Genomic DNA, 24648 nt, shown 5'->3' with positions numbered 1-24648 from the left:
TCTTGATGAAACTTCATGCGTCCGGGGAGGACTACCTGGAAACCATCCTTGTTCTCCAAAAGAAACGCGGTATGGTGCGCTCCGTAGATGTGGCCCGGCACATGGAGGTGTCAAAGCCCAGCGTGTGCCATGCAGTGGCTACCTTGCGGGACGGCGGCTTTCTTATGATGGACGAAGATCACTTTCTCCATCTGACCGATGTGGGCCGGGAAGTGGCGGAGCAGATCTACGAAAAGCACCGCTTCTTTACCGACCGGCTGATCGAGGCCGGTGTAGACCCGGTAACGGCGGAAAAGGACGCCTGCCGGATGGAGCATGTCATCAGCCAGGAATCCTTCGAGCGTCTGCGCGATGCCTATAAAACAAAAAATGAATAATCCGCCCGCATAGCAAACGGGTAAAACAGTAACGCGGCCGGGCACATCGAACCCGGCCGCGTTATTCGTCTTTTTGAAATGCTTCCGCCTGTTTGCAAAGCGCAATATATTTTTCAATTTCCGCCTCACTTTTCCCGGCAAAGAAGTCTACAACTGTTTTTGAAACCGTCTGATTTACCATGTCTGGAAAAATGGCAGCATCCACGCTGATATTTAACTCTTTGGCGACAAGAGCCACCGTTTCAAATTTGGGGTTACTCTGGCAGGTTTCCAAATCTATGATTGTACGGGCGTTCATATTGAGCCGTTCAGCCAATTTTCTCTGTGTCAAATGCTGCCGCTTACGTTCTGACCGCACTTTCCATGCAAACAAGTCAAGAGGATTGTTCACTATGCATCACCTCTACCTCATTGTAGGGTGTGCTATCGCTCATATAAATAACCATACAACTCACATTGTGTGAGTTATAGCTCATGATTTGAAGCAAAGAGCTATATGGACAAGAGTATCAAAATAAAGGAGCGCAAAATAAAATGGGGCTTACCGCCCACTCGAAAAGCCCTAACACCAATTAAAAAAATATTCAAATAACGTAGGAGCGAGCCATACTCATAGAAGTGAGTTGTGGCTCGCTTTTTATATACTTCAATTCACATCCGATAAAGCCCCGCATTTTTACAACCTACGATTGGGTATCGGATGCCGTTCTCCGCCTCGTTTTGCTCCGGCCTATAAACCCGAACAGAACGAAAGGAACAATTCTATGAACGGCAAAAAATTTTTTCAGATAGATCCAGAAAACCGGCCAAACCGGACCGTTAGTGAACGAGTAGTGAGCGAAAGGGGAAGAAAAGAACTGCCTCCCGGCACGAAGGGAGGTGAGAACTTGAAACCAAATCGCTACTACGAACACAAGCAGCACGCCTTTGACAGCTACTGCAAAAAGGTGTTGAAATGCGAGGCATGTAACGGCTATCGGCAGATCAGCCGTCATCAAAAACGTTTTGCATCTTTGGAAGAACTGTCCGAGGCAGACGTGGCCCAGCTTGCAGTTTACGATCGTTACTCATGGGAGTATACGGCTTTTCCTGTGGGAAATGCTGTTGTGCTAATCGAGAACGACCGATTGGCCACAGCACTTCTACGGCTGTCACCAAAAGACCGGGAAATTTTTATGATGCACTGGTTTCTATGGATGACAGACGAACAGATAGCAAAGTGCATGGGCATGGCCAGAAGAACGGTCAATACTCGCAGGTATAAAGCCTATCGGCTGCTGAAAAAGCTGATGGGAGGTGAAGCGGATGACTAAATCTGCGCACACACGGGCATCGCTGCTTCCTTACCCGATAATCGCTGCCGCTGTTGCAGGAGACGCCGAAGCAGTGAGCCGGGTAGTCCGGCATTATTCTAGCTACATTGCTGCACTGTCAACTCGGACGAGCTATGGCTCTGACGGCTATCCTCGTCTGCAAGTTGATGAAGAACTGCGCAATCGTCTGGAAGCAAAACTGATAATTGCTATCCTTGATTTTGACTTAACCTGATTCAACGTAGGCATCGTGTGCTGTTCCCCTTTCCATACGATGCCTTTTCTAGTTCTTTGAAAAAGAAAGCCCGCCGGACAATGGCGGTGCATCATAGAGCAAACGGATACGTTGCTGTCTGTATCGAGCCGGACGGTGGGTGCGCCACGATGCTTTTCTCTGAAAAGTGGAGCGATCACCACCACGCCGCAATGCAAGCGCGGCTGCTTGCGGGCCATGACATACAGGCAGGCTGATACTCCCTTACCGTCAAAGTCCGAGCGTTCAGAGCGTCGCAGGCAATGAGTAGGGCTGCATGAGGAATGCAGGGGTGAGATTCCCGTGGGCTGCTGCCAGCAGCCATCCGTTGGCTCATTTTTTGATTTTTAAGAAAGGGGATTTTTACGATGCAAGCGAAAAAGACAAACCCTGAAAAAACAAAAAATCCAGAGATGCTTACTCTGGATTCGACTTATCGTATTGGCAATCGCTCCTTTATCGTTGAGCCGGTGTTCAAAGAAGAAAGCTCCCAGACCTTAGGAGAAGTTCTTCTCCGGCTGATGAAATCCGAAAGCGAAAAATTATAATGACCTTTCGGGAGGCAGCGGACAGAGAAAGCGGATTGTGTTATAATATAGGTGTACAAGTGAATTTGCTATTCGACTGTCCCAAGAAAGGAGCGAGTATGAAACAGTCGAGTAACAAGAAATCCCGTGAAGCAACCGCTTTTCTCTATGAGCGTCTTTCCCGTGATGATAATTTGGAGGGCGAGAGTTACAGCATCGGCAACCAAAAGAAGCTGCTCACCAAAGTTGCAAAGGAAAAAGGCTATACCAATCTGGTTCACTTTCTGGATGATGGCATTTCCGGCGTGACCATGAACCGTCCCGGTTTCGTTGAGATGATGCAGCAGCTTGAACAAGGAAAAGCCTCTGCTGTGTTCGTCAAAGACCTTTCCCGTCTGGGCCGAAACTATATCGAGGTCGGGCGGCTGACAGAAGAATTTTTCCCAGACCATGACATCCGACTTGTTGCCGTTTCGGACAACATCGACACGGCCGAGGGAGAAAACGAACTGGCACCCATCCGAAACCTGTTCAATGAGTGGTATGCCCGTGACATCAGCAAGAAACGCCGTATCAGTAATAAAATCAAAGGCAACTCCGGCGAACCGATGGGACTTCCTCCCTATGGATATATCAAGGACCCGAACAATCCCAAGCATTGGGTCATTGATGAAGAAGCTGCACAAGTTGTCCGGCGCATTTTTGATATGACGTTGGAGGGCTTTGGCACGGAACAGATTGCCACCCAGTTTGAAAAGGAAGGCATCCTGACGCCGCAGGCCTACTGGATTCAGAAAGGCATCGGCCGTCCCGGAAAGACCAAGACGCGCCCCGCCACCAAGTGGAATGGCTCCACGATTACCCATCTTCTGTACCAGCAGGAGTATTGTGGTGATGTTCTGAACTTCAAAACCTACTCCAAGTCCTACAAGAATAAGAAGCGGATTCATAACGACCCGGAAAATTGGGTTGTGTTCCAAAATATTCACGAGCCAATTATTGAACGTGCCGTGTTTGAGCAGGTACAGCAGAAGCGCGGAAAAATGCGCAAACGCCGTACCAGCAACGGAGAACACAATATGTTCTCCGGCCTGCTTGTCTGCGCAGACTGCGGCTGCAATCTGCATTTCCACTTCAATCAGGGCAACCCGGAAATCAAGTATTTCAACTGCTCCAACTACAAGGGCAACCGTGGCACCTGCCAATCCACCCACTACATCAGGGTAGACTTTCTGGAAGAAGTGGTGCTGGGCGAGATTCGGCGGCTGACCAAGTTTGCCAGCCTCTATGAGGACGACTTTTTGAAGGCTATTATCGGGCACTCCCAGCAGGCGGACGAAGCCGACCGCAAGCTGAAAGAGAAAGAGTTGAAAGCACTCCTTGCCCGTGATGAAGAACTGGACGGCCTTTTTGAGCGCATCTATGAGGACAATGTTTCCGGCAAAATCTCTGACGAGCGCTTTTCCAGAATGTCCCGGAGATATGAGGACGAGCAAAAGGAGCTGACCGAGAAAATCAAACAGCTCCGCTCCGAAATCGAAAAGCAGAGCAGCCGTACTATGACAACGGATATGTTCATCAGTCTGGTTCGCAAGTACACCAGAGCAAAAAAGCTGACACCCCGGATGCTGAATGAACTGGTTGAAAAAATCGAAGTGTTCAATGCAGAAAAGGTCAACGGTGTGTGGGAGCAGCGGCTCCGCATTCACTACAACTGCGTGGGCACCATCGAGATTCCAAGCGCACTTCCTTTGCCGACACCCGATGTGTCGGTGAATACAAGAAAAGGCGTAGTTGTGAACTACGCCCCTTGTGATGTCGCTATTTAGCAAATAAAAAATGACGAATATTCTTTGACAGCTAAATGCTGTAAGAACATTCGTCATGGTGCGATGGAAGGGACTCGAACCCCCGGCCTACTGATTCGTAGCGCACGCCGGGCGATTCCCTCAATTTTTGGAAGTTACGTTTCAACGCAATTTTCAAGCGACACATCGCAGGTTTTGAGCTTCGAGTTTCTGCACCCTTTGTCCGATTTTGCAACGATTTGCACCCTCTGCACGTTTTGAAACCGTGCAAAAACCGTGCAGAAACCGTGCACTTACTCCCAGACAAACTAAAATCCACTTCATCCGACAACGACTTGACGGCATTGGTTCGAGCGACCGCACATCAAAAATCAAGTCTTGGAGGATACTATTATGACGAAATTGCTTACCTGCCGCTACAACATGGACACCAACCGGGTGGAAGCTCGGTTCGCAGATGGCACTACTCTTGCCATCGACTGCATTGCCGTGGAGGACGAGTACGGCAACACCCCGGCACAACGGGCGGAACTGGACTGGCTGCTCTATAACAAGCCCTTGGAGTATGCCCAGATGGTGCTGAGAGGGGAGATGGAGCACTACCTGTCGCTGGGGTGTGACCATGGTAGGCTAGAAGATTGAGCCTTAAAAAACGCGCGGCAAAATCGCTAATCGCGCGGCGCGCGTTTCTCAGCGTAAATTCAGCGCAAACCATACCAAGTCAGCGTATTTTCAGCGTAAATCCCGGAAAGTCAGCGTAAATTCAGCGCAAATCAAACTTTCAGCGTAAAAGTCAGCGTAAATTTTCACTTCACGCTCTTGTATTTTGTCCCTCGACCTACGCCATCAGGCTGCAAGATTCCGTCCTTGCACATCTGATGCAGGATATAATAGGTTTGATTCTTGTTAAACCCACACAGCTCTTGAGCTTTCTGATTCGTAATCGACGGCTTATGCTTCAGATATTCGAGAATCCGATCCTTTGCCTGAATCTGGCTGACCGTCTTATCCTGCACATAGGCCACATCGGTTTTCACCGTTTCGTAGACCTTGAGGGACAGCATATAGGTCTTGCCGTTGAGTTCCAGAAGCCCTTCGTCCCGGCAACCACACACAGAAATATTACTCCTGATATGGTAAAGCCCACAGACCGGATTTTATATCCAGCTTGTGGGCTTTGCTTATTTTCAGCTATCCTGTTTTACGCAAACATTGCATCTAGCTCTTTATCGGTAAACATTTTGGACTGCTTCAGCAAACTTTTAACGCACTCTCGGAATGCTTCTTTGTTCACCGTTTTCAACGCAGTATCCTTGTACACCAGCGTGATAACACAATGTAGCTGCTGGATAAGGTCAACGGCAGAGAGCTGTGCATAGGTGTTCCCATCTACAAGCTGTATCCGAACATCCCGGAAACGCGACCAATCCTGTCCGTACTGGCAGATGTACTGCTGAATCGTATTCCGCATGACATCTATTTTGCCAGATTCCATTGCTATCCGCGCCTGCTTGCATTTTTTCTCAGCCGTGTCAGCAATCGCGTGTGTCAGCTTTGCGGCTTTGACAACGCACTTTTCAAATTGTTCTACCTTATCAGCGTATTGCGATTGAATTTTGATGTACTGTAGTTGGTTGTTGTCCATAGCACAACCCTCCTTTCTGGTCGGTATTATTATACCACAATTTTCCAATGTTATCTACATGGATTTTCCGACAATTTCTTAAATAATTCGACGTAATATCACTTTATATTTGATTTCTGTTGTAAAAAATGGAGCGCACAGTTGTAAACTGTACGCCCCATTTTAGGTTATTTAGCGATTCTTGTCAGACTGCGAGAGAACGCTGCCTGCAAGAGTTTTGGTCGTGCTGCTGTATTTCGGGCTATTCAAAGCTGCCGATGCAACGCCTTCCATTTTCTTTCCCGTCTGATGACCGCTCTTTGCCAGCGCAACCGCACTTTTCACCGCGAGGTCTTTCCACTGCCGGTAGTCCCCACGACTTAAACTCCTGCCGGGTGCTCGCAATCATTTTGCGGAGTGCTTGTTCGGTCATGGTGGGTGTCTCCTTTCTTACAAATTCATTCACTTTCACCAGCCGTTTCAGCCGGCGGCAATAGATAAGGTTCCAATAAGCCATCCAAAAGAGCTACATTTCCCAATATTTCGTCTGCCGCTCTCTTTACCTCTTCTGGTTGCAACATTTGCTGTGCTCTCGTAGAATGTGCAATCGCACCTCGCATCGATCCATAGTTATTCGCAGAGATCAGCAGGTCATGCGGTAATTCGTCGATTCTTATCCCAATTGGAAGAAAAAGATGAATTAAATTTTTCTCCTTTATTCCATGGTTCTCTGAATTGACATAGCTGAAATACGCTGTGAATGAGGTACTAATGCGCTGTTCTAAATCCATTTGAACATGATTTCCGTTAGAAAGTTCAGGTAACGGTTCAAAAGCACCCGGATAATATGCAACGAGTGCCAACAACGGTTTTGATACTTGATTGGAAGAACGCCACTCTCTTAATGCTTTTTGAGCAATAGCTTTCGCAGCCTCCTCAAAATAATATTCCAGCTCTGCGTGGGTTAAAACTTTGTATGCCCTTGTATGTTCGTAAACAATATCTGCATATTCGCCTGTTGGTGAAAATTCTTCTGGCAAGAACGCATTTTGTAATTTTTCAAATCGCTCACAAAGATTTCTATAATATTCCGTTGCCATAGCATTCATCCTCGTTAGTTTTCACTATAAGGAGATTCTACTTTCACGCCAAGTTCTTCGCTTAAAGCATTTGCCCAAGTATTAAAGCGTTCTTTCACAGATTGCATACTTTTAGTGGTTGTTTCAATGGCACTTAAAAATTCCACTCTCCCAGTTGAAAGTATTTCAAATTTCGATTTAATTTGTTCTTCATGTCCTAGAACGGCCATGCGAATGTCTGGATTAGAAAAATAGAAGAGCATAATATCTGCAACAGCACGGTTTATTTTGTTTTCATAATTTCCTGCCTTGAATTTGTGGAAAGCGTCTTTACCAAAAATATTGAAGGTTATTTGCACAGCCATTTGGAATTGCTCATAAAGATTTTCAATTTCCGTATATCTATTATCCCATGCTTTATTTAGTTCATTGCAAGTGTTATCCAAGAACTGCTGCATACTACCCGAATAGTCTTTTGCGAACACTACAAAAGCGAAGTATCGGATTAGAATTTCCACATCTCTCATACGGAAATCTGGCTTTTTAATATTTAGCATTTGTTTTAATTCCGTACAAGTGGAAGAAATACCATTTACATAATTTATAAATTTACCCGGATATAATGCCTGCCTAAGTTCCTGCGGAGAAAGTTTAACACTTCCCGTGTTTAATCTCAAAAAGAGAAGATAAAGGACTTCGACAGAAGGCCAATTCTTTATAACAACCGTTCGGATTGTCTGATTATTAAACGCATCTATTTCATCACAATATTCACTACTCTGAATATCCTCATACGTCATCTTGTTCAGATGTTCTTTTACTTCCAATCCAACAAGTTTAAGCTTTTTCCCATCTTCATCGCCTTCCACAAATTGTTGCAGACTCAAAAGACGCTGCTTTCCATCAATTACGATATATGTTCCTTTCTTATCCTTTTTTTCTGCCAGGATAATCTGGGGAATCGGAAGCCCAAGAAAAAGCGATTCAATAAATCTGCTTTTCATTTTAGCATTCCAAGCATCTCTTCTTTGAAAATGTGGCGAAAGAAGAATGTTGCCTTTATGAATTTGATTAACAATCGTATCAGCAGTCCAATCTGCTCCACTCACCGCCATAGAAGATATATCCAGTTTATCAAGTCCTGAAATATCTTCTTCCTGTTCATTATAAGGTTCACTACTATCAAATTTATCCTCTGGCATCGGATCTTCCGTATCCATTTTCAACTGCTCATACATATCACTCATAATAAAACAACTCCTTTATTCCATCACTCTAATCGTACTTTCAATAAACGCAATCTCATCTTCCGTCAGCTCATACTTCTTGTACAGCTTTTCATCCGTCCATTCTTCTGTAAAATCCTGATCGGGCACAAAGACAAAGTTTGCTCTTGCAATGTGCATGGAAGAATAGGTCAGACGCAGCATGAAGCGAGTAAACTTACACATCAGATACTGCTTGTAGTTTTTGATTTCTGCTTCGGTATCGAATGCGCCCAGAACCAGATAGGAGAAGGTGTTCACTTCACCCGGAACCTCAATCCGGGGTGTCGTGATGGCCTTATAGCCCTTGGACGGGTCAATGCCAACCTCACCATTGCAGGGAACCAGAATGGAGATCGTTGCCTTGTACTTGTCGATCAGCTCCGCATTTTTCTTGACATCACTTCTCTTGATATAGCCGGTGCCTTGGCTGTGAATAAGGGAAATGCAACCATCAAAGGGTTCTTTTTCGCCACGAGCCGCAGAGGGGAAGCCAAAGGCATCAATGGGCTGCACCCGATCGGTCAGGAAGTGTTCCGAACGGTTCAGAACCTTATGGATGATGGACAGTGATTTATTTGACCGAATGAAAATTTCCCCAAACTCATTGAGGTTGCGCCGCATGGTATGGCGTTCCAGACCGCTGACGTTTGTAACCTCGCAGACCTCCTCCTTGTCCCGATCCCACAGGAAATAACAGATGCCGCCTGCAATATCTACGGTGCTGAAGCAGTCTTTGGAGTTCACAAAATCCGTCAGCCTGATCAGATGCGAATCGTTCAGCATCTCATTGCGGAAATCGTTCAGTCCGATGCCGCCAGCATACCAGCGTGCCGGCATAATCATGGAGATATAGTGGGGCTGCATGGTTTTTGCCTGATCCACAAACAGGTTATAAACCGGGCGTGCCTGTTTCGCCGCCACATTGGCTGCGCTGCCGCCGCCTGTATCCTCCTGATACGGCGGATTGCCCACAATGGCATCAAATTTCATGGGCTGTCCCTCCTTTCCCCATGTATCGGTTCGCTGCAGCTTCTTTGCCAGACGCTGCGGGTCTTTTTCCATCCGTTCCAGCAGGTGCGGAATGTAGGTGGTGTTGACCGTCCAATCCTGATAGCCCACCAGCGTCCGCCGGGTGATGCTTTCTGCCATCCGGGTCTTGCACAGAACAAAGATCTGCTGCTCCACGGTCTCCTGCCAGAGAGCCTGTGTCTGCTCCAGCGGCAGCTTGTCCTCCGGGCCGGGCAGCTTCATAGCGTACAGGCTGTATGCCATATACAGGGGATAAAGACCGGATTTGGAGTTCATCTCCAGAATCCGCGCGTCCGGGTTGAGGAAGATGTCCTCCGTGACCTGTCCCTGATCCACCAGACGAGGCTCTTCCAGAACCTCCTGTGGATCGAACTGCTCGTTGAGGAAGCAGTAGCCGCCCACCATGTTGCTCAGATGAAGATTTACCACTCGCCACGGGGTCAGAACGGTTTCCTTGTCGGGGTTGCGGAAGTGGCTGAAGATCTCGGCAATGCGCTTCACACGCTCGGTAGGCGGCAGCTCGTCCGCAGCCTTTGCCATGCGGCGGATTCGCAGACCTGCTCCGCTGACCACATCCTCATCGTAGTATTTCAGCAGCTTGCGGAACAGGGGTTTGTCCACGGCTTTGGGCATAAACTCCTGCCAGGATTCCTCATCCACCAGTGTGATGAAGTCTGCCATCTTGATGCTTTCGGTCAGGTCCACCTTGGCACCGTAAATTAACAGCGGCAGGCGGATAGACACATTCCGCAGCAGCCGGATGACCTTCTCCCGCTCCTTGCGCTGGTCTTGCAGCTTTTTCAGCAGGTCATCGTCCTCTTTGCTGCGCTCCCGCTTGGGCTTGTTGGAGAGTTTCTCCGCCTTTTCGTATTCCTCGCCCGTCAGCCCCTGATGGTTGATGTGGACTTTGGTTTCCTTTTTGGCGGCTTTCTGCTCGCTGAGCTTGTCGGACAGGGTATGGAACAGCTCCACATCTTCCTCATCCATCACCATGCCGGTATCCTGCTTGTAGACCGATTCGTCGTCAAAGCCGCTCTTGATGGCCCTGTCCACCGTCAGACGCTTGATCTGCCGCATCATTCTGGAAACGCTGTACGCGGTCATCTGGGTGCCGTCCATCGCAATCACCGGGCAGAAGTTCAGGAATTCGCCCAGAGCCTTACGGTATTCTTCCTCGTTGGTTTTGCCACGTTTGGTGACGCGGTTGACCTCGGAAAGAACATTCAGTGCGCGGTCGGGCGCAAAATCAAAGACGTAGCAGCGTTCCTTCTGCTTGCCGTCCAGCACCCCTGCCGACTGCACCCGGAAGATGGTCTGCATATAGCCGGATGCAGCCGTGCTTGCCGACCCGGTCAGCATCATCACAGCCGTCCACTCCGGCACCGTCACGCCGGTGGTCAGCTTGCCGCAGGAAATGGTAATGGTATAGCGGTTCGCTTTGATGACCTGCTTTACCAGCGTCAGGGCGTTGTCGTAGGGCATTTCGGCATCGCCGTCGCCTGCAACGTTGGCCACCTTATAGGCTCCAAACACAGGATGCTCTTTCAGCAGCTTGCTCAAGGCACTGGCTTCTTTCACGCCCGGAACCATCCAGAGGGTATGCCGGAACATCTCCCGATACTCCGACGTGGAGTAAGGGTAATTGCTCTCCGGGTTCTCCGAAGAAATCAGGTCCAGAAAGCTGCGCACGTCGGCCTCGTGGACAAAATCACCCACCTGTGCGCCAGCAGGCAGAGGACGAAAATCTCGTGCAGGGTCGCCCGTCCACACCCGGAAAAACTCGGTAAAGTTGAACGCCATCTCCAAGGTCTCGTAGCGGTAGGAGGTAGGCAGACTTTTCCCAAGGTCAAAGGTCAGGATGCGAAGTTCCGGCAGGTCTGCATAGGGGTTATGATCGCCGGGGTGCAGGGTATCCCACTCCCGCTTGCGCTTTTGCTCCATGACGTAGTCCCACGTGTAGACGTTGTTCTCGTACTTCTGCATCAAATTGTACGGCGTGCCGGATAACTGCAGAACCTTGGGAGCCTTGCCATTCTTTTCTGCTTCCAGCAGAGACTGCACCTTCTGTCCCCGCTGGGTCTGGGTGCCCTCGTGGGCTTCATCGTAAATCACGAGATCCCAATCCATATCGAAAACGGCATTGTTCTTGTCAAACTTGCCATCTGCCCGCTGAGAGCCACGCAGGTCCTGCATGGAGGCAAAGTAAACAAACGCCGTGCCAGAATTTTGGTAGGCTGTCAGGTTTGCATCGTTGCGTGCATCCATTGCCGCATCGTAAACGAAAGAATCCGTGTCGAAGCGGTCTTTCTTCAGGAAAGCGCGGTCGTCGCCCTCCCCAAAAATCAAATCGAAATCGTTGCGCCAGCCATCCTCTACCACCGGGCGGTGGGTGACAACAATCACCTTCTGGTAGCCTGCTTTTTTGATGAGCGCATAGGCCGTGACCGTTTTGCCGAAACGCATCTTGCAGTTCCAGAGCATCGAGTTCTGCTTGCGGAAAATCGTCAGTGTCCGATTGACGCAATCTACCTGTTCGTCACGCAGGGTAATAGCTCTCTTTTTGGGCGCAGCAGGGACAGTCTGCGGCAGAAAGCTGGTCTGCCCTTCGCTCTTTTCGGCAGCAGTCAGAGCCGTGCGGCCTTCCTTGACCGCCTGAATTGCACGGATGGCAACGGACAGCGGCACCTCAAACCATTCGCTCGTACGGTCTGAAAACCAGAAATTCTTGGATGTATAGCCGGAGCGGTATAGCACTTCATGGACACGCTTATCACGGAACAGCGATGTTTCCACTTCTCCATCCGAAAAGGTCACAACCTTACGAGCCAGTTCGGTATATTGCAGGTCGTAAGCAACCATAGCGGTTTTCGTGTAATCATCAATTCGATCACGCGCAGCCTGATTCAATTCCTCGCAGTTGGGCGGAAGCTGTTTGTAGCTCTTGGTGCTGTCAAATGTGGTGTCACCAATTTTCAGATATCCTTCATGATCCTTGTCGTGAATTGCAAAGATATAAATCAAGCGGTACGACATTGTAGGCTCATACGCCGCCATTTGCTTTTCCTCCTCTCACCATTGAAAGAAAAGTCATCGTCTGATTGGAACGCCAATCCTTTATGACGCTGTAAATCCCGTTGTGCGCCCGGATATTGCCGCTTTTGCATCCGGGACACAGGTCAATTTGTTCCTCACTGCCGAACCAGCTGATAATTTCAATTTTGTTTTCCTTACAGCTACCCGGAACCACATACTTTGTGCCGTCCATCTGCCAGAGGTTCCACGCAATGATGTTAGCGATCACCTTCATCTGCCGCAGGTTGGGAAGTTTGCCAAAGCGTTCCCGGTAAACCTCCACAAAGGTCACAAACAGGTTTTCCCGTGCCAGCAGCAGGCTGTCGCCCTGATACTCAAAGCCGTACACACTCTGGAACGCCCGCTTTGTCCATGTGAACCAATCTTCTTCGGTCTCCGTGTTTTCGCTGATAACACGCAGCTTGCGGTCCAGCAGGCCAATTCGCTGGGAAATGGAAATGGTTTCGCCCGTTACGGTGTCGTAGCGACTTACCAGATAGGGAGCCTCGCCGCAGGAGATTTCCAGCCGCTGTGCATCCACATATTTCTGCCATGTGTGCTGACGGTCGTCCGGGAAAGCGATTTTGTCAGCCGTTGCTTTCCACGACATCTCCTTCTGGATGTTGAAAACATCCTTCCTGCCAAACCACTGCTCATCCACCAGATTGTTCTGTGCGTTGCAGATCCAACTGGGGGTAAACACCTCTGCTTTGTCACGGGTGCGGTTGGTCTGGTGCTCCAGTGCTTTTTCCACTCTGGGCTGAATCAGGCTGTCCTGTTCGCCTGTAACCAGCTCCGGCAGGATTTCTTTTTTGAAGCTGTATGGTTCGCCCAGTTCAGCGTAATCATCGGTTGCCCAGATGATGTTTTTCTTGGTGGTCTTATCCTGAAGCAAAATCTCAAGGAGAGTGCGCTCATGGTCCAAAAGTTCCTGCTCCAACAGGTCAATTCCTGCAATGCTGAACATCCGCCGCCCTCCCTTCCATTTGTTGATGGTACTATAATAACACACCTTTCGGGGTTTGTGAATGTTTTACAAGAAAGCCGTCCATCCATGCCTGCTTTTTGCCGTTTCCTATTGAAACCAAAATCGTATTCTGTTCAGCGATGCAATCGCGCAGCCTGCATCGGTACGGTGCAGTTCAAGGGTTTGGGATTTCCCAACAAGTATTTTGCAACGCAAAATAAGCAGATGTATATACGTCTGCATTGCTTGCAGATGCTATGAAACCTCTCAACATACTCCCCAAATTTGAAAATCATTTTGCAAATCAGACCGTCCGTTTTCAAGTTCAACTTGAAGTGGGCGGTTATTTTTCTGCACAAAAATTTTCGAGTTTGCAACCGCAGCAAGCAGGGCGAGTTGGTACCAACTCACAAGTTTTGAATCAGATTTTTCAAATCCGACTTCAAAAATGCTTGTTGGGCTTTGCCCAAACCCGATATTCAGCACAAGAATGTGCTAGTTCCGCACCTTAACGGACGCTGAATAAGCAAATTTCTTGGAGAAAAATTCGTTTCGAAAAAATCGTCGTTGATTCATTTAATATTGCATCAAACCGGAACTATTACTTCCGGTTTTGAAGGCAAAAAGCGGAAGTAATGCTTCCTAAAAATTTGAGTAACTTTATGGTATGCTCTTTCCAGAGCCGTTCACATGAACCGGACCTCCCAAGTCCGGTTTTCTCCCTCAAAACCGGACCTGATACGTCCTAAAAACACTTGTTTGATTGTGATATGCTTTCTACAAGCCTTCATCGAACCTTGAAAATCGAATAACCGTCTGCATGGGATACCCGGCCATGACCCTGACAAGGAGAGCCGGAAAACGCCGCTGAAAGGGGGCAGGAAAGCCATGCAGAGAGAACGGCACCCCAAATTTGAGATCACGTTGATACGCAAAACCGGAACCAATAGTTCCGATTTTGTCTTGAAATTCATTTCATATCCCTTAAAAACCGGAACTACCAGTTCCTAAAAATAAAATTGGCGATGTGATACACTAAGCCCACAGAAGCACATTCTTCATTGCTTTTTCACAAGTTTCGACAAAGAATGTCCGATTTTTAGTAGACATTCAAATCAACTTTCGTAAAAACCGGACGTAATGTGTCCTAAAAAATCTCCCATGAATGTGTTAACCTAGTTTCAAATCTATCATTGAACCTTGAGAACCGCATGACCGTCTGCATGAGATACTCGGCGATGACCTCGCAAGAGCGAGCCGGAAAACGCCGCCGGAAGGGGGCAGGAAAGCCATGCAGGGAGAACGGCGTAAGAACAATGATATTCTATTTCATTTCAGAAAGGATGGTTTGCCTATGACAAAACTAAGCCAACTTAAAATTGACCCGGAGTTCCAGAATCAAATCAACCCTCCGTCGTTTGAGGAAACCCACCAACTGGAAATGAACATCCTCAAGGAAGATCGTGTGCTGAATCCGATCATCACGTGGAACGGCTATATTGTGGATGGACATACACGCTATCAAATTCTTCGGAAATATCCGTTCATTCCGTTTGAAGCCATCGAAAAAGAATTTTCCAGCCGCTATGAAGCACTCGCATGGATTTGCAAAAATCAACTGGGACGGCGAAACCTGACCCCAGAACAGAAAAAGTTCCTGATCGGAAAGCAGGCAAAAGCGGAAAAGCAAATCAAATCGTTTCACGGTAATCAGTACACCTTGGCATCTGAAAGTGGTCTGGTTCAAAATGAACCAGACCGCACAAAGCACGGTTCACGGTCGAAGGTTGCTGCGGAACATGGAACATCCGAAAGCTATGTTTACCGTGCAGAGCAATTTGCAAAAGGTGTGGAAGCAGCGGAGGAAGCAGTACCCGGAGCGCAGGAAGAAATCCTGCGTGGAAAGATCCGGGCAACCGACCGTGAAATTTCCTCGATTGCAAAGGTTCCAAAGGAAAAGCGTTCCGAAGTTGTGGCAGAGCTGCGTAAGCCTAAAGCCGAACGGGATTCCAGTATCACAGATTCGTATTCACCGCCTTCAAAGGACAATGCGTTTATAACGACCTTCAAGCAAGACATTCAGGGGCACAAGAAAGGACTCAACAAGGAAGAAAAACAGAATCTCAAGGATGTCGTCAAGAGCATCTATTCACCTCGCCGTTTGGCAGATGGCGAAGCCATGATGTGCGAGATTCAGGGAGCGCAGGAGGATTTTGTCCGGCGGTGGGAAATGTGTTTTCGTGAATACCCCGATATTCTTACCGAACCGAAGAACAATGAGAAACTGCTGATTTTCATTGACCGTGCCAGCCGGTATCTTCAGGCTGTAAAAGACAGACTGAATGATGGCAAAGAACAACACTCCTAACCCGACAGATGGTCGTATGAAAGACAAGGAGGTGAATGCCATTTCAGATTATTTGAAACCCAATATGCCGCTGCCGCAATATCTGCCCTATGCCCGCTTTTTGCTGGATACAGACCTAAGCCACACGGCAAAGCTGCTCTACACTCTGCTGCTTGACAGGGCAACGCTTTCTCAAAAGAACAACTGGGTGGATGAGCGCGGCTTCGTCTATGTAATTTTTCCCATTTCATCATTGAGCGAAGCCCTGCGATGCAGTACCATGAGCATTAAACGTGCATTGCGCTCACTGGAGGATGCCGATCTGATCGAGCGCAGAAGAGGTCGCATTACTGTGCCCAACAGCATCTTTGTAAAAGTCCCGACAGAACAAAAATGTTCCTTTGCATGGAACGATTCTGCCCTATGCGATGGAACAGAAATGATACCTTCCACGGAACAAAAGTGTTCCACTAACCAACGTAATAAGAACAACCTGAAAGATAACCACCTGATAAAAACAACAGATGCTTATTTGACCTTTGGAGAATATCAGAATGTCTTTCTGACGGAAAAAGAGTATAAGCGACTCAAGGCTAACTTTGCAGGGCTTGATGGTTTGATCGAGCAGTTGTCCGCTTATGTCCAGTCCACCGGAAGGAAGTACGCCGACCATGCCGCCACCCTGCGCATCTGGGCAAAACGGCAAAAGTCAGAACAGAAGCAAGCACCGGGCATCCCGGACTACACATTCAAGGAAGGAGAAAGCCTATAGAGACGATTGAAAAAACTTTGGAACAGTCCATTTCCATTATTCCCGAAAACACTGAGGACTATTATAGCGAGGATGGCCTACTTTATTGCGGAAAATGTCATACCCCAAAAGAAGCATTCTTTGCAAAGGGCATTGCCCTGATGGGCAAAAACAAGTACCCAATCGAATGCAGTTGCCAGCGCATCGAGAGGACAAAGCAGGAAGCCCTTATCAACCAGCAAAAGCACAACGACCTTGTGCGGCGGCTGAAAACCGATGGATTTTCCGACTCGGCAATGCTCAACTGGACATTTGAAAACGACAATGGGCGCAACCCGCAGATGCACCACGCACAGCGCTATGTAGAGCAGTGGCAGACCATGCGCTCAGAGAACCTAGGACTGCTCCTCTGGGGCGGTGTGGGCACCGGCAAGAGTTTCCTTGCCGGGTGCATTGCAAACGCTCTGATGGAGCAGGAAGTGCCTGTGCGTATGACGAACTTTGCCCGGATCCTGAACGAGCTAAACGGCAGCTTTTCCGAGCGGAATGAGGTCGTGGACAAGCTCTGCCGCTATCCCCTGCTCATCATTGACGATTTCGGTATGGAGCGTGGCACCGAGTACGCACTGGAACAGATCTACAACATTGTAGACAGTCGCTACCGCAGCCGGAAGCCCCTGATCGTCACGACCAATCTGACACTGGACGAGATACGGCACCCACAGGATACTGCTCACGCCCGAATCTATGACCGCCTGTTGGAAATGTGCGTTCCGATTTCATGCATTGGGGTCAGCTTACGGAAGGAGAACGCACAGGAAAAGCTGGAACGACTCAAACTTTTGATCGGATAACCCTAAAATGTTGGAATGCAAAAATTGCCGGGTGAAAAAATCACCCGGCTACAAGGAATTGGAGGTCTGCCTATGAATTTGAATCGGCCTGACGTGACCGAAACTGTGAAATCTGAAAATTATACGAATAAGTTCTTGCAAAAGAACTCGACCACGACTACAATGGAGGTGGTCACTCGAACCAATGCCGTCAAGTCTCCGACCAACAGCCCTGAGACCACTAAGCTGGTGTACACGGTAAAGGAGATCGCGCAGATGCTGGCCATCAGCCAGCGTGCCGCCTACAACCTGTGCAACAGCACCACCGAATTCCGTGTCCTGCGGGCAGGCGGAAGCATCCGCATCCCGAAAGACAGCTTCGATGCGTGGCTCTACCGGGCAGCTTGATAAGGAGGCAAATCTATGGCATATATCACGAAACGCGGCAGCTCTTACAGCGTCCGCTACACCTATCAGGACGAGCACGGCAAGAGCTGCGACAAATGGGAGAGCTTTCCCACCAAAGAGGAGGCGGTGAAACGCCAGAAGCAGATCGAGCATGAGCTGGCGACCGGTAACTTCCTGATCCCGTCCACGGTGACGGTGGCAGAGTTCCTGATGGACTGGCTGCCCAAGCAGTGCAGCAAGCACAAGTGGGCACCCAAGACCTACCAATCCAATCTGGCCCTCATCCAAAACCTCATCATCCCTTATATCGGGGAGATGCAGATGCAGAAGCTGCGGCCCTACCACATCGAAGCCCTGTACGACACCCTGAGCAAGACCCCCTGCGGGCAGTATGTGGGCGGCAAGCGGCGAGACCTCTCGCCCAAGCAGCAGAAGCGCACCCTCTCCGGCACCACCCTCCATGAAGTCCACCAGTTGCTGCACAATTCCTTTCTGCTGGCGGTGGAGTGGGGCATCCTCATCAAAAGCCCCGTCCCGGTGGAAGCACCCAAAAAGACCACCCAAGAGCGCAGCATCTGGGAGGTGGAGGAGATGCGGGCAGCACTGGACAGCATGGAGGACCCCATCCTGCATCTGGCGGTGCACCTGACGCTGGTGGGTGCGCTGCGGGAAGGGGAGGTGGCAGGTCTGACCCCGGAGGACATCAACTTTGATGCTGCCAACGGCATGGGCACCTTCACCGTCAACCGTTCCATGCAGCGGGTGCAGAAGGACACGCTGGCACAGGTGGACAAGGGCTGCATCCTCCGCATCTTCCCGGACAAGCTGGAGGGCAGCAAGACTTCTCTTATCCTGAAGGACACCAAGACCGAGGCTTCCTGCCGCACCATCTTTATGACCGCCGCCCTGCGGGAGGAACTGAAGCAGTGGCTGGAACGCTTGAAACGGGAAGAAGCCCTCGACCCGGAGCGCTACCGCAACAGCGGGATGCTGCTGCGGCTGCCCAACGGTCTGGCGGTGGAGCCGGTGCTCATCCGCAAGAAGTTCCTGAAATGGCAGGACGCCCACCCGGAGTTTCCCCGCATCGTCTTTCACGGTCTGCGGCATTCCAGTGCCACCTACCAGTTGATGATCTCCGGTGGCGACATCAAGGCGGTGCAGGGGACCACAGGTCACGCCAGTGCGGATATGCTGGTGAACACCTACGCTCATATCCAGCAGTCCTCCCGTGTGGAGCTGGGCAAGAAGTTTGAAAGCGGCTTCTATGCCAAGCCCAACACCCCCAGCCCGCAGGCTGTACCCGCCGCAGGCGAACCCACCATCTCCATGACGGCTCTTTTGGAATTGCTCAAGGATGCCGACCCGGAAATGAAGGCAAAGCTGCGCCTGGCCCTGCTCACCTGATGCAAAAAAGGGCACTGATTGCAATGCAATACAGCGCCCTACATCATCGGACATGGAAAATACCGACCGTGCAAAAACCGTGCAGAAACCGTGCACTCATGGCTTATAAAACAAAAAAGCCATGAAATCTTTCGATTTCACGGCATTTTCTGGTGCGATGGAAGGGACTCGAACCCCCGGCCTACTGATTCGTAGTCAGTCACTCTATCCAGCTGAGCTACCAACGCATACGTTCCGTTCGGAACATGATGTATTTTATCACTCAGACTGGGTTTTGTCAACCGTTTTTTGCAAATATTTTTGTCTTTTTCAAAAAGCAGCATTTTTTATGATTTTTCTTGTATCGTTTTTGTCGTTCTTGTGCTATAATAGCTTTACTATATGTTTTTAATCTGTGTCCGTGCAGGGGTACAGGAGCTTTACGGGCAGCACCGCGTGGAGGCTGCGCCGCCTGGTTTTCTCTGCAGCGAGGCACCACGGAGGGTAGATCCTATGAAACTGGTAAGCGTGGAAACTCCCGAAAAGAGTGTCTGCAAAATGACCTTCAGCGCCAGCCCCGAAGAGCTGGAAGCTGCATCCAACGCCGTTTACGAACGCACCCGCGCCTCCTATACGATCCGCGGCTTCAAGAAGGGCGAAGCGGACCGCGCACAGATCGAGGCTGACCGCGGCGAGCACACCTTCTGGTACGATGCCATCAACGATCTGATGGACAAGGACGTGCCCGCGCTGTATGATGCCGCCATGGCAGAGCACGGCTTTGTGGCTGTTGACAATCCTGTGTACGATCTTGTGAGCGTGAAAAAGGACGAGGGCTTTGTGGCCACTGCCACTGTTGCCCTGCAGCCTGAGCTGAACCTGACCAAGACCACCGGCTTTACCGCCGAGTGCGTCACCCCGGAAGTGACCGACAAGGAGATCGACAATGTGCTGGAGCGCCGCCGCGCTGCTGCCGCTGAGCTGGTGCCGCACAAGGGTCCGGCCGTAAAGGGCAACATCGTACATATCGATTACGAAGGTCTGCTGGAGGGCAAGCCCTTCCAGGGCGGCACCGCAAAGAACCAGGCCGTCCAGCTGGGCAGCGGCCGCATGATCCCCGGCTTTGAAGAGGGCATTCTGGGCCACAAGGCAGGCGAGGAATTCGAGATCTTCGTCACCTTCCCGAACCGCTACCACGCAAAGGATCTGGCCGGCAAACCCGTCGTGTTCAAGATCAAGCTGATCGACGTATGTGTGCGCCAGATCCCTGCTCTGAACAGCGACTTTGCCAAGAAGGTTGCCAATCTGGACACCATGGACGAGCTGCGTGCACAGGTCAAGCAGCAGCTGCACGACGGCAAGCACGCCGGTGCACTGAACCATGCCAAGGATCAGATCCTGACCCAGTTGGCCGATGCTTCTGAGGGCGAATTGCCCAGTGTGCTGGTGGAGACCACCTACCAGCAGCAGATGGAGCAGATCCAGCAGCAGCTGCAGATGCAGCGCCTGAGCCTGGATCGCTACCTGAGCCAGATCCACGAGACCCGCGAGAGCTTTACTGCCAAAGTGCGCTCTTCTGCCGAGAAGACCGCCCGTGTGCACATGGCTCTGCTGCAGATCGCACAGCAGGAAAATCTGGTGCCCACCGAGGAAGATATCGATAAGGCTCTGGCCGCTCGTGCAGAGCGCGCCAAAAAGACGCTGGAAGAGATCAAGGAAAAATCCGATATTCCCGCCATGCGCCGCAACGAAGGCATCCGCAAGGCTGCCGACTGGGTGATCGAGCACTCCACCATTGAAGAAAAGTAAGTTCTGATACAGAGAAAGCCCGTGCAGTTTCCGGCTGCGCGGGCTTTCCTTTTTCATTTGAAGGGCAGGGGATATCAGCTCAGAAGGTTGAAGCCCATAATGACCACGCCCAGCACCACCAGCACAACACCGGTGGCACGGTTCAGGGTCTTGGGGTCTGCCTTATTGGCAAACACAGCGGCAATGCGCGCCCACAACAGGGTGAACGCCACGCACAGCGCCCAGACGAACCAATTGGGCGCACCGCCGATCATGAAGTGGGAGACAGCACCGGTCAGGGCGGTGAAGGTCATAATGAACACGCTGGTGCCCACGGCGGTCTTCAGCTCGTAGCCCAGCACACTGGTGAGGATGAGCAGCATCATCATGCCGCCGCCTGCGCCGATGAAGCCGCAGATGAAACCGATGAGCACACCGCACACGATGGACTGGATGGCACGCTTTTTGGCGCTGACACCCTGCATAGCTTCCTTGGTCGTCATGACCGGGCGCACAATGAACTTGATGCCCAGCAGGAAGGTCATGAACACCGAGAAGCCGCCCATGGTGGCCGAGGGCACTCTGCTGGCCACCCAGCTGCCCACCACCGTGAACACCAGTACGCTGGCCATCATGATCAGGCCGTTTTTGATATCCAGGTTCTTGTTTTTGTGGTAGGTATAGGCCGAAACGGCGCTGGCCAGCACATCCGAAGAAAGGGCAATGCCCACCGCCATATAGGGGTCCATGTGCAGGAAGGTAATGAGCATGGGGCTGATAACTGCAGCCGCACTCATACCGGCAAAGCCGGTGCCAAGGCCGGCCCCCATGCCGGCAAAAAAGGTGACAAGAACCGTAAACAACACGTTCATTTTATGCGTTCTCCTTTATAATTTCGTCCAGATTTTTCCCGATCAGCTCCATGGTCCGGAAAAAGACCTCCTGATCGGCCGGCTCCACATGATCCAGCAGGCGCTTGAAAAAGGCATTCTGCACCACACGCCCCTTGCGGATGATCGGGTCTGCCTTGCCGGTGCAGAGAAGCTTCGTTTTGCGGCGGTCGCCGGCCACAGCGTACCGTTCCAGATACCCTTCCTTCACAAGCTTATCCACATACATGGAGACGAGATTTGCCTTGATATGGCGCACCTCCACGATATCGCGGGCGGTTTTGTAATCCGGGTTGTTGGCAAGAAACATCAAAATGTCAAATGCCGTCTGCGGCAGCTTCAGTTCCTGACACAGCGGCTTGCAGACGGCATTGTACGCCTGCGAGGTCTTGATCGCAAATTCTACGTTCGGGTTCACAGCAGGTCTGTCCTTTCATCTTTGAATGATTCATTTTTGAAGTATTATAGTGCAGATGAGGGGAGTTGTCAAGAGAAAAAGAGGTCCTGAAAAGCCCGCAGGCTTTTCAGGACCTCAAAACCAAACGAATCTTTCAGAACAGCGCCACAGCCGCCAGACGCACCAGCAAAGCGCACAGCCATGCCACGGCGCACTGGTTCACCACCATGATGACCGCCCACTTGTTGCCCAGCTCCCGCTTGACCGATGCCACTGCCGCGATGCAGGGGGTGTACAGCAGGCAGAACACCAGCAGGGGAGCCGCCTGCGCCGGGGTGAGGGCCACCGACAGCGCCGCTTCGGAGCCAAAGAGGATGAGCAGCGAGGACACCACGCTCTCCTTTGCCATAAAGCCGGTGATGAGGGCGGTGGAGATGCGCCAGTCCGCAAAGCCCAAAGGCCCGAACAGCGGGGCGATGTCGCCCGCGATGCGGGCAAGGATGCTGGCCTGCGGGTCGGCGGTCAGCCGCAGCTGCAGGTCAAAGTTCTGCAAAAACCAGATGACGATGGTGGCCGCAAAGATCACCGTGAAGGCTTTCTGCAAAAAGTCCCGGGCCTTTTCCCACAGCAGCTGCGCCACATTTTTCAGGCCGGGCAGGCGGTAGTTGGGCAGCTCCATGACAAAGGGCACTGCCTCGCCCTTGAACACCGTGCTCTTGAGCAGCAGTGCCGCCAGCACGCCCACCACGATGCCGGTAAAGTACAGCAGCACCATCACAAGGCCCGCATACTGCGGGAAGAACGCCGCCGCAAACAGGCTGTAGATGGGCAGCTTTGCCGAGCAGCTCATGAACGGGGTGAGCAGGATGGTCATTTTGCGGTCGCGCTCCGAGGGCAGGGTGCGGCTTGCCATGACTCCGGGCACCGTGCAGCCAAAGCCGATGAGCATGGGCACGATGCTGCGGCCCGAAAGGCCGATGCGGCGCAGCAGCTTATCCATCACAAAGGCCACGCGGGCCATGTAACCGGTATCCTCCAGCATGGAGAGGAAGAAGAACAGCACCACGATGATGGGCAAAAAGCTCAGCACGCTGCCCACACCGGTAAAAATGCCGTCGATGAGCAGGGAGTGCACCGCCGCGTTAACGTTCCAGTTTGTAAGCGCCGTGTCCACGATGCCGGTCAGGGCATCGATGCCCGTTTCCATCAGGTTCTGAAAGAACAGGCCGATGACGTTGAAGGTGAGGAAGAACACCAGACCCATAATGGCGATAAAGGCCGGGATGGCGGTGTATTTGCCGGTGAGGAATCTGTCGATGCGGTTGGAGCGCAGCTGCTCTTTGCTTTCGTGGGGCTTGACCACTGTCTTTGCCACAAGCTCCTGAATGAAGGAGAACCGCATATCCGCAATGGCGGCGGCGCGGTCCAGCCCGCGCTCCCGCTCCATCTGCACGATGATATGTTCGATCATCTCTTTTTCGTTCTGATCCAGCTTCAGGGCTTCCTCGATGCGCCGGTCGCCCTCCACCAGCTTGGTGGCGGCAAACCGCACCGGAATGCCCGCCGCCCTGGCGTGATCCTCGATCAGGTGGATGATTCCGTGGATGCAGCGGTGCACCGCGCCGCCGTGGTCGTCCTCACTGCAGAAATCCATGCGGCCGGGCCGCTCCTGATACTTTGCCACATGAAGGGCGTGGTCTACCAGCTCATCCACGCCCTCATTCTTGGCGGCGGAGATGGGAATGACCGGGATGCCCAGCATGGCTTCCATCTTGTTGATGCGCACCGTGCCGCCGTTGCCGCGCACCTCGTCCATCATGTTCAGCGCCAGCACCATGGGGATGTCCAGCTCCATGAGCTGCATGGTCAGGTAGAGGTTGCGCTCGATGTTGGTGGCATCCACGATGTTGATGATGCCGGTGGGCTTTTCGCCGATGATGAATTGGCGGGTGACGATCTCCTCGCTGGAATAAGGGGACATGGAGTAGATGCCCGGCAGGTCGGTGACCTCAGTCTCCGGGTGGCCCTTGATAGCACCGCTCTTGCGGTCCACCGTCACGCCTGGGAAATTGCCCACATGCTGGTTGGAACCGGTGAGCTGGTTGAACAGGGTGGTCTTACCGCAGTTCTGGTTGCCAGCCAGCGCAAAGGTGAGGGTCCTGTCCTCGGGCAGGGGATTCTCCCCCTTTTTGATGTGGTATTTTCCGCCCTCGCCAAGGCCGGGGTGATCCACCATTTTATCATCTGCCGGAGCCGCCGACATTGCCGGGGCCTTTTCGGTGGGGGTGATGCCGATCTGCGCGGCATCATCCAGCCGGAGGGTCAGCTCGTAACCATGGATGCGCAGCTCCATGGGGTCGCCCATGGGTGCCAGCTTGACCAGCGTGACCTCCGCCCCCGGGATCAGGCCCATATCCAGAAAATGCTGGCGCAGTGCGCCGCTGCCGCCGACGGTATCCACAACAGCGCTTTTTCCGATCTGCAATTCTTTTAATGTCATAAGATCGACCTTCTCATTTTATCCACTGTCAAAG

Annotated in this window: 23 protein-coding genes and 1 tRNA gene; 12 read left to right on the top strand and 12 right to left on the bottom strand. The window is 51.2% G+C overall.

The features are described 5' to 3' along the window. Nucleotides 1-5: 5 nt before the first annotated feature. Nucleotides 6-377 (top strand): metal-dependent transcriptional regulator, encoded by a 372-nt coding sequence (locus tag DW937_RS09210; protein WP_120120738.1) that lies wholly within the window; start codon nt 6-8, stop codon nt 375-377. A 61-nt stretch (nt 378-438) separates the two neighbouring features. Here the strand turns inward: DW937_RS09210 and DW937_RS09205 are convergent, their stop codons facing one another. Continuing rightward, nucleotides 439-768 carry a helix-turn-helix transcriptional regulator gene (locus tag DW937_RS09205; protein ID WP_020990050.1) on the bottom strand — a complete coding sequence of 110 codons (330 nt, stop codon included), beginning with the start codon at nt 766-768 and terminating at the stop codon, nt 439-441. Between the two features lie 373 nt (nt 769-1141). Between DW937_RS09205 and DW937_RS09200 the strand changes: the two genes are divergently transcribed. The 5 genes from DW937_RS09200 (at nt 1142) to DW937_RS09175 (ending at nt 4920) form a co-directional block, all read left to right on the top strand. Further along, the gene (locus tag DW937_RS09200; RefSeq protein WP_120120737.1) at nt 1142-1690 is read left to right on the top strand and encodes a sigma-70 family RNA polymerase sigma factor; all 549 of its coding nucleotides are present in this window, start codon (nt 1142-1144) and stop codon (nt 1688-1690) included. Then, nucleotides 1683-1925, top strand: coding sequence for a helix-turn-helix domain-containing protein (locus tag DW937_RS09195; RefSeq protein ID WP_020990051.1), 243 nt, complete (start codon nt 1683-1685; stop codon nt 1923-1925). The genes DW937_RS09200 and DW937_RS09195 overlap by 8 nt, the downstream gene beginning before the upstream one ends. 386 nt (nt 1926-2311) lie before the next feature. After that, nucleotides 2312-2491 carry a hypothetical protein gene (locus DW937_RS09185; RefSeq protein ID WP_005927535.1) on the top strand — a complete coding sequence of 60 codons (180 nt, stop codon included), beginning with the start codon at nt 2312-2314 and terminating at the stop codon, nt 2489-2491. Between the two features lie 98 nt (nt 2492-2589). Continuing rightward, the gene (locus DW937_RS09180) at nt 2590-4299 is read left to right on the top strand and encodes a recombinase family protein (protein WP_120120736.1); all 1710 of its coding nucleotides are present in this window, start codon (nt 2590-2592) and stop codon (nt 4297-4299) included. Between the two features lie 372 nt (nt 4300-4671). After that, complete coding sequence (locus tag DW937_RS09175) at nt 4672-4920, top strand: DUF6061 family protein (RefSeq protein WP_120120735.1); 249 nt, start codon at nt 4672-4674, stop codon at nt 4918-4920. 164 nt (nt 4921-5084) lie between these two features. On the opposite strand, the gene DW937_RS09170 is transcribed toward DW937_RS09175, so the two are convergent. The 7 genes from DW937_RS09170 to DW937_RS14730 all read right to left on the bottom strand — a co-directional run bounded on the left by DW937_RS09170 (nt 5085) and on the right by DW937_RS14730 (nt 13803). After that, nucleotides 5085-5393, bottom strand: a complete 309-nt coding sequence (locus tag DW937_RS09170) for a hypothetical protein (RefSeq protein WP_120120734.1) — start codon at nt 5391-5393, stop codon at nt 5085-5087. A gap of 86 nt (nt 5394-5479) precedes the next feature. Beyond that, a complete protein-coding gene (locus DW937_RS09165) occupies nt 5480-5923 on the bottom strand; it encodes a hypothetical protein (RefSeq protein WP_120120733.1) in 444 nt (147 codons plus the stop codon). A 437-nt stretch (nt 5924-6360) separates the two neighbouring features. Then, nucleotides 6361-7002, bottom strand: a complete 642-nt coding sequence (locus tag DW937_RS09160) for a hypothetical protein (protein ID WP_120120732.1) — start codon at nt 7000-7002, stop codon at nt 6361-6363. Between the two features lie 14 nt (nt 7003-7016). Continuing rightward, nucleotides 7017-8228 carry a DUF262 domain-containing protein gene (locus DW937_RS09155; protein ID WP_207666641.1) on the bottom strand — a complete coding sequence of 404 codons (1212 nt, stop codon included), beginning with the start codon at nt 8226-8228 and terminating at the stop codon, nt 7017-7019. A 15-nt stretch (nt 8229-8243) separates the two neighbouring features. Continuing rightward, a complete protein-coding gene (locus tag DW937_RS09150) occupies nt 8244-12332 on the bottom strand; it encodes an Eco57I restriction-modification methylase domain-containing protein (RefSeq protein ID WP_120120731.1) in 4089 nt (1362 codons plus the stop codon). Beyond that, complete coding sequence (locus DW937_RS09145; RefSeq protein WP_120120730.1) at nt 12319-13317, bottom strand: restriction endonuclease subunit M; 999 nt, start codon at nt 13315-13317, stop codon at nt 12319-12321. The genes DW937_RS09150 and DW937_RS09145 overlap by 14 nt, the downstream gene beginning before the upstream one ends. A gap of 267 nt (nt 13318-13584) precedes the next feature. After that, the gene (locus tag DW937_RS14730) at nt 13585-13803 is read right to left on the bottom strand and encodes a hypothetical protein (protein ID WP_133300974.1); all 219 of its coding nucleotides are present in this window, start codon (nt 13801-13803) and stop codon (nt 13585-13587) included. An 805-nt stretch (nt 13804-14608) separates the two neighbouring features. Here DW937_RS14730 and DW937_RS09140 point away from each other — a divergent pair. From DW937_RS09140 to DW937_RS09120, 5 genes are all read left to right on the top strand, one after another. Beyond that, nucleotides 14609-15685: a hypothetical protein gene (locus DW937_RS09140; RefSeq protein WP_120120729.1), complete on the top strand. Its 1077-nt coding sequence runs from the start codon at nt 14609-14611 to the stop codon at nt 15683-15685. Continuing rightward, complete coding sequence (locus DW937_RS09135) at nt 15660-16436, top strand: replication initiator protein A (protein WP_120120728.1); 777 nt, start codon at nt 15660-15662, stop codon at nt 16434-16436. The genes DW937_RS09140 and DW937_RS09135 overlap by 26 nt, the downstream gene beginning before the upstream one ends. A gap of 17 nt (nt 16437-16453) precedes the next feature. After that, nucleotides 16454-17269 (top strand): ATP-binding protein, encoded by an 816-nt coding sequence (locus DW937_RS09130; RefSeq protein ID WP_207666640.1) that lies wholly within the window; start codon nt 16454-16456, stop codon nt 17267-17269. A 72-nt stretch (nt 17270-17341) separates the two neighbouring features. Next, nucleotides 17342-17656: a helix-turn-helix domain-containing protein gene (locus DW937_RS09125; protein WP_120120726.1), complete on the top strand. Its 315-nt coding sequence runs from the start codon at nt 17342-17344 to the stop codon at nt 17654-17656. A gap of 15 nt (nt 17657-17671) precedes the next feature. Next, nucleotides 17672-19060 carry a site-specific integrase gene (locus tag DW937_RS09120; RefSeq protein ID WP_120120725.1) on the top strand — a complete coding sequence of 463 codons (1389 nt, stop codon included), beginning with the start codon at nt 17672-17674 and terminating at the stop codon, nt 19058-19060. Between the two features lie 150 nt (nt 19061-19210). On the opposite strand, the gene DW937_RS09115 is transcribed toward DW937_RS09120, so the two are convergent. Beyond that, nucleotides 19211-19287, bottom strand: a tRNA-Arg gene (locus tag DW937_RS09115). Between the two features lie 265 nt (nt 19288-19552). Between DW937_RS09115 and tig the strand changes: the two genes are divergently transcribed. Continuing rightward, nucleotides 19553-20848: a trigger factor gene (gene tig, locus DW937_RS09110; protein ID WP_120120724.1), complete on the top strand. Its 1296-nt coding sequence runs from the start codon at nt 19553-19555 to the stop codon at nt 20846-20848. A 74-nt stretch (nt 20849-20922) separates the two neighbouring features. On the opposite strand, the gene DW937_RS09105 is transcribed toward tig, so the two are convergent. From DW937_RS09105 to feoB, 3 genes are all read right to left on the bottom strand, one after another. Next, nucleotides 20923-21699 (bottom strand): sulfite exporter TauE/SafE family protein, encoded by a 777-nt coding sequence (locus DW937_RS09105; RefSeq protein ID WP_120120723.1) that lies wholly within the window; start codon nt 21697-21699, stop codon nt 20923-20925. 1 nt (nt 21700) lies between these two features. Continuing rightward, nucleotides 21701-22135, bottom strand: a complete 435-nt coding sequence (locus DW937_RS09100) for a MarR family transcriptional regulator (RefSeq protein ID WP_120120722.1) — start codon at nt 22133-22135, stop codon at nt 21701-21703. A 133-nt stretch (nt 22136-22268) separates the two neighbouring features. Next, nucleotides 22269-24614, bottom strand: coding sequence for a ferrous iron transport protein B (feoB, locus tag DW937_RS09095; protein ID WP_120120721.1), 2346 nt, complete (start codon nt 24612-24614; stop codon nt 22269-22271). Nucleotides 24615-24648: the final 34 nt, after the last annotated feature.

Origin of the sequence: Faecalibacterium sp. AM43-5AT, from assembly GCF_003603345.1 — a bacterium.
Taxonomy (GTDB): Bacteria; Bacillota; Clostridia; order Oscillospirales; family Ruminococcaceae; genus Faecalibacterium; species Faecalibacterium taiwanense.
The sequence above is the reverse complement of the archived record's forward strand: the minus strand, read 5'-3'. Positions and strand labels throughout refer to the sequence as shown.

What these genes read in the sequence shown, in the direction of transcription:
- DW937_RS09210 (WP_120120738.1), top strand. Translation starts at nt 6, where the DNA reads ATGAAACTTCATGCGTCCGGGGAGGACTACCTGGAAACCATCCTTGTT.
- DW937_RS09200 (WP_120120737.1), top strand. Translation starts at nt 1,142, where the DNA reads ATGAACGGCAAAAAATTTTTTCAGATAGATCCAGAAAACCGGCCAAAC.
- DW937_RS09195 (WP_020990051.1), top strand. Translation starts at nt 1,683, where the DNA reads ATGACTAAATCTGCGCACACACGGGCATCGCTGCTTCCTTACCCGATA.
- DW937_RS09185 (WP_005927535.1), top strand. Translation starts at nt 2,312, where the DNA reads ATGCAAGCGAAAAAGACAAACCCTGAAAAAACAAAAAATCCAGAGATG.
- DW937_RS09180 (WP_120120736.1), top strand. Translation starts at nt 2,590, where the DNA reads ATGAAACAGTCGAGTAACAAGAAATCCCGTGAAGCAACCGCTTTTCTC.
- DW937_RS09175 (WP_120120735.1), top strand. Translation starts at nt 4,672, where the DNA reads ATGACGAAATTGCTTACCTGCCGCTACAACATGGACACCAACCGGGTG.
- DW937_RS09165 (WP_120120733.1), bottom strand. Translation starts at nt 5,923, where the DNA reads ATGGACAACAACCAACTACAGTACATCAAAATTCAATCGCAATACGCT.
- DW937_RS09160 (WP_120120732.1), bottom strand. Translation starts at nt 7,002, where the DNA reads ATGGCAACGGAATATTATAGAAATCTTTGTGAGCGATTTGAAAAATTA.
- DW937_RS09155 (WP_207666641.1), bottom strand. Translation starts at nt 8,228, where the DNA reads ATGAGTGATATGTATGAGCAGTTGAAAATGGATACGGAAGATCCGATG.
- DW937_RS09150 (WP_120120731.1), bottom strand. Translation starts at nt 12,332, where the DNA reads ATGGCGGCGTATGAGCCTACAATGTCGTACCGCTTGATTTATATCTTT.
- DW937_RS09145 (WP_120120730.1), bottom strand. Translation starts at nt 13,317, where the DNA reads ATGTTCAGCATTGCAGGAATTGACCTGTTGGAGCAGGAACTTTTGGAC.
- DW937_RS09140 (WP_120120729.1), top strand. Translation starts at nt 14,609, where the DNA reads ATGCAGGGAGAACGGCGTAAGAACAATGATATTCTATTTCATTTCAGA.
- DW937_RS09135 (WP_120120728.1), top strand. Translation starts at nt 15,660, where the DNA reads ATGATGGCAAAGAACAACACTCCTAACCCGACAGATGGTCGTATGAAA.
- DW937_RS09125 (WP_120120726.1), top strand. Translation starts at nt 17,342, where the DNA reads ATGAATTTGAATCGGCCTGACGTGACCGAAACTGTGAAATCTGAAAAT.
- DW937_RS09120 (WP_120120725.1), top strand. Translation starts at nt 17,672, where the DNA reads ATGGCATATATCACGAAACGCGGCAGCTCTTACAGCGTCCGCTACACC.
- tig (WP_120120724.1), top strand. Translation starts at nt 19,553, where the DNA reads ATGAAACTGGTAAGCGTGGAAACTCCCGAAAAGAGTGTCTGCAAAATG.
- DW937_RS09105 (WP_120120723.1), bottom strand. Translation starts at nt 21,699, where the DNA reads ATGAACGTGTTGTTTACGGTTCTTGTCACCTTTTTTGCCGGCATGGGG.
- feoB (WP_120120721.1), bottom strand. Translation starts at nt 24,614, where the DNA reads ATGACATTAAAAGAATTGCAGATCGGAAAAAGCGCTGTTGTGGATACC.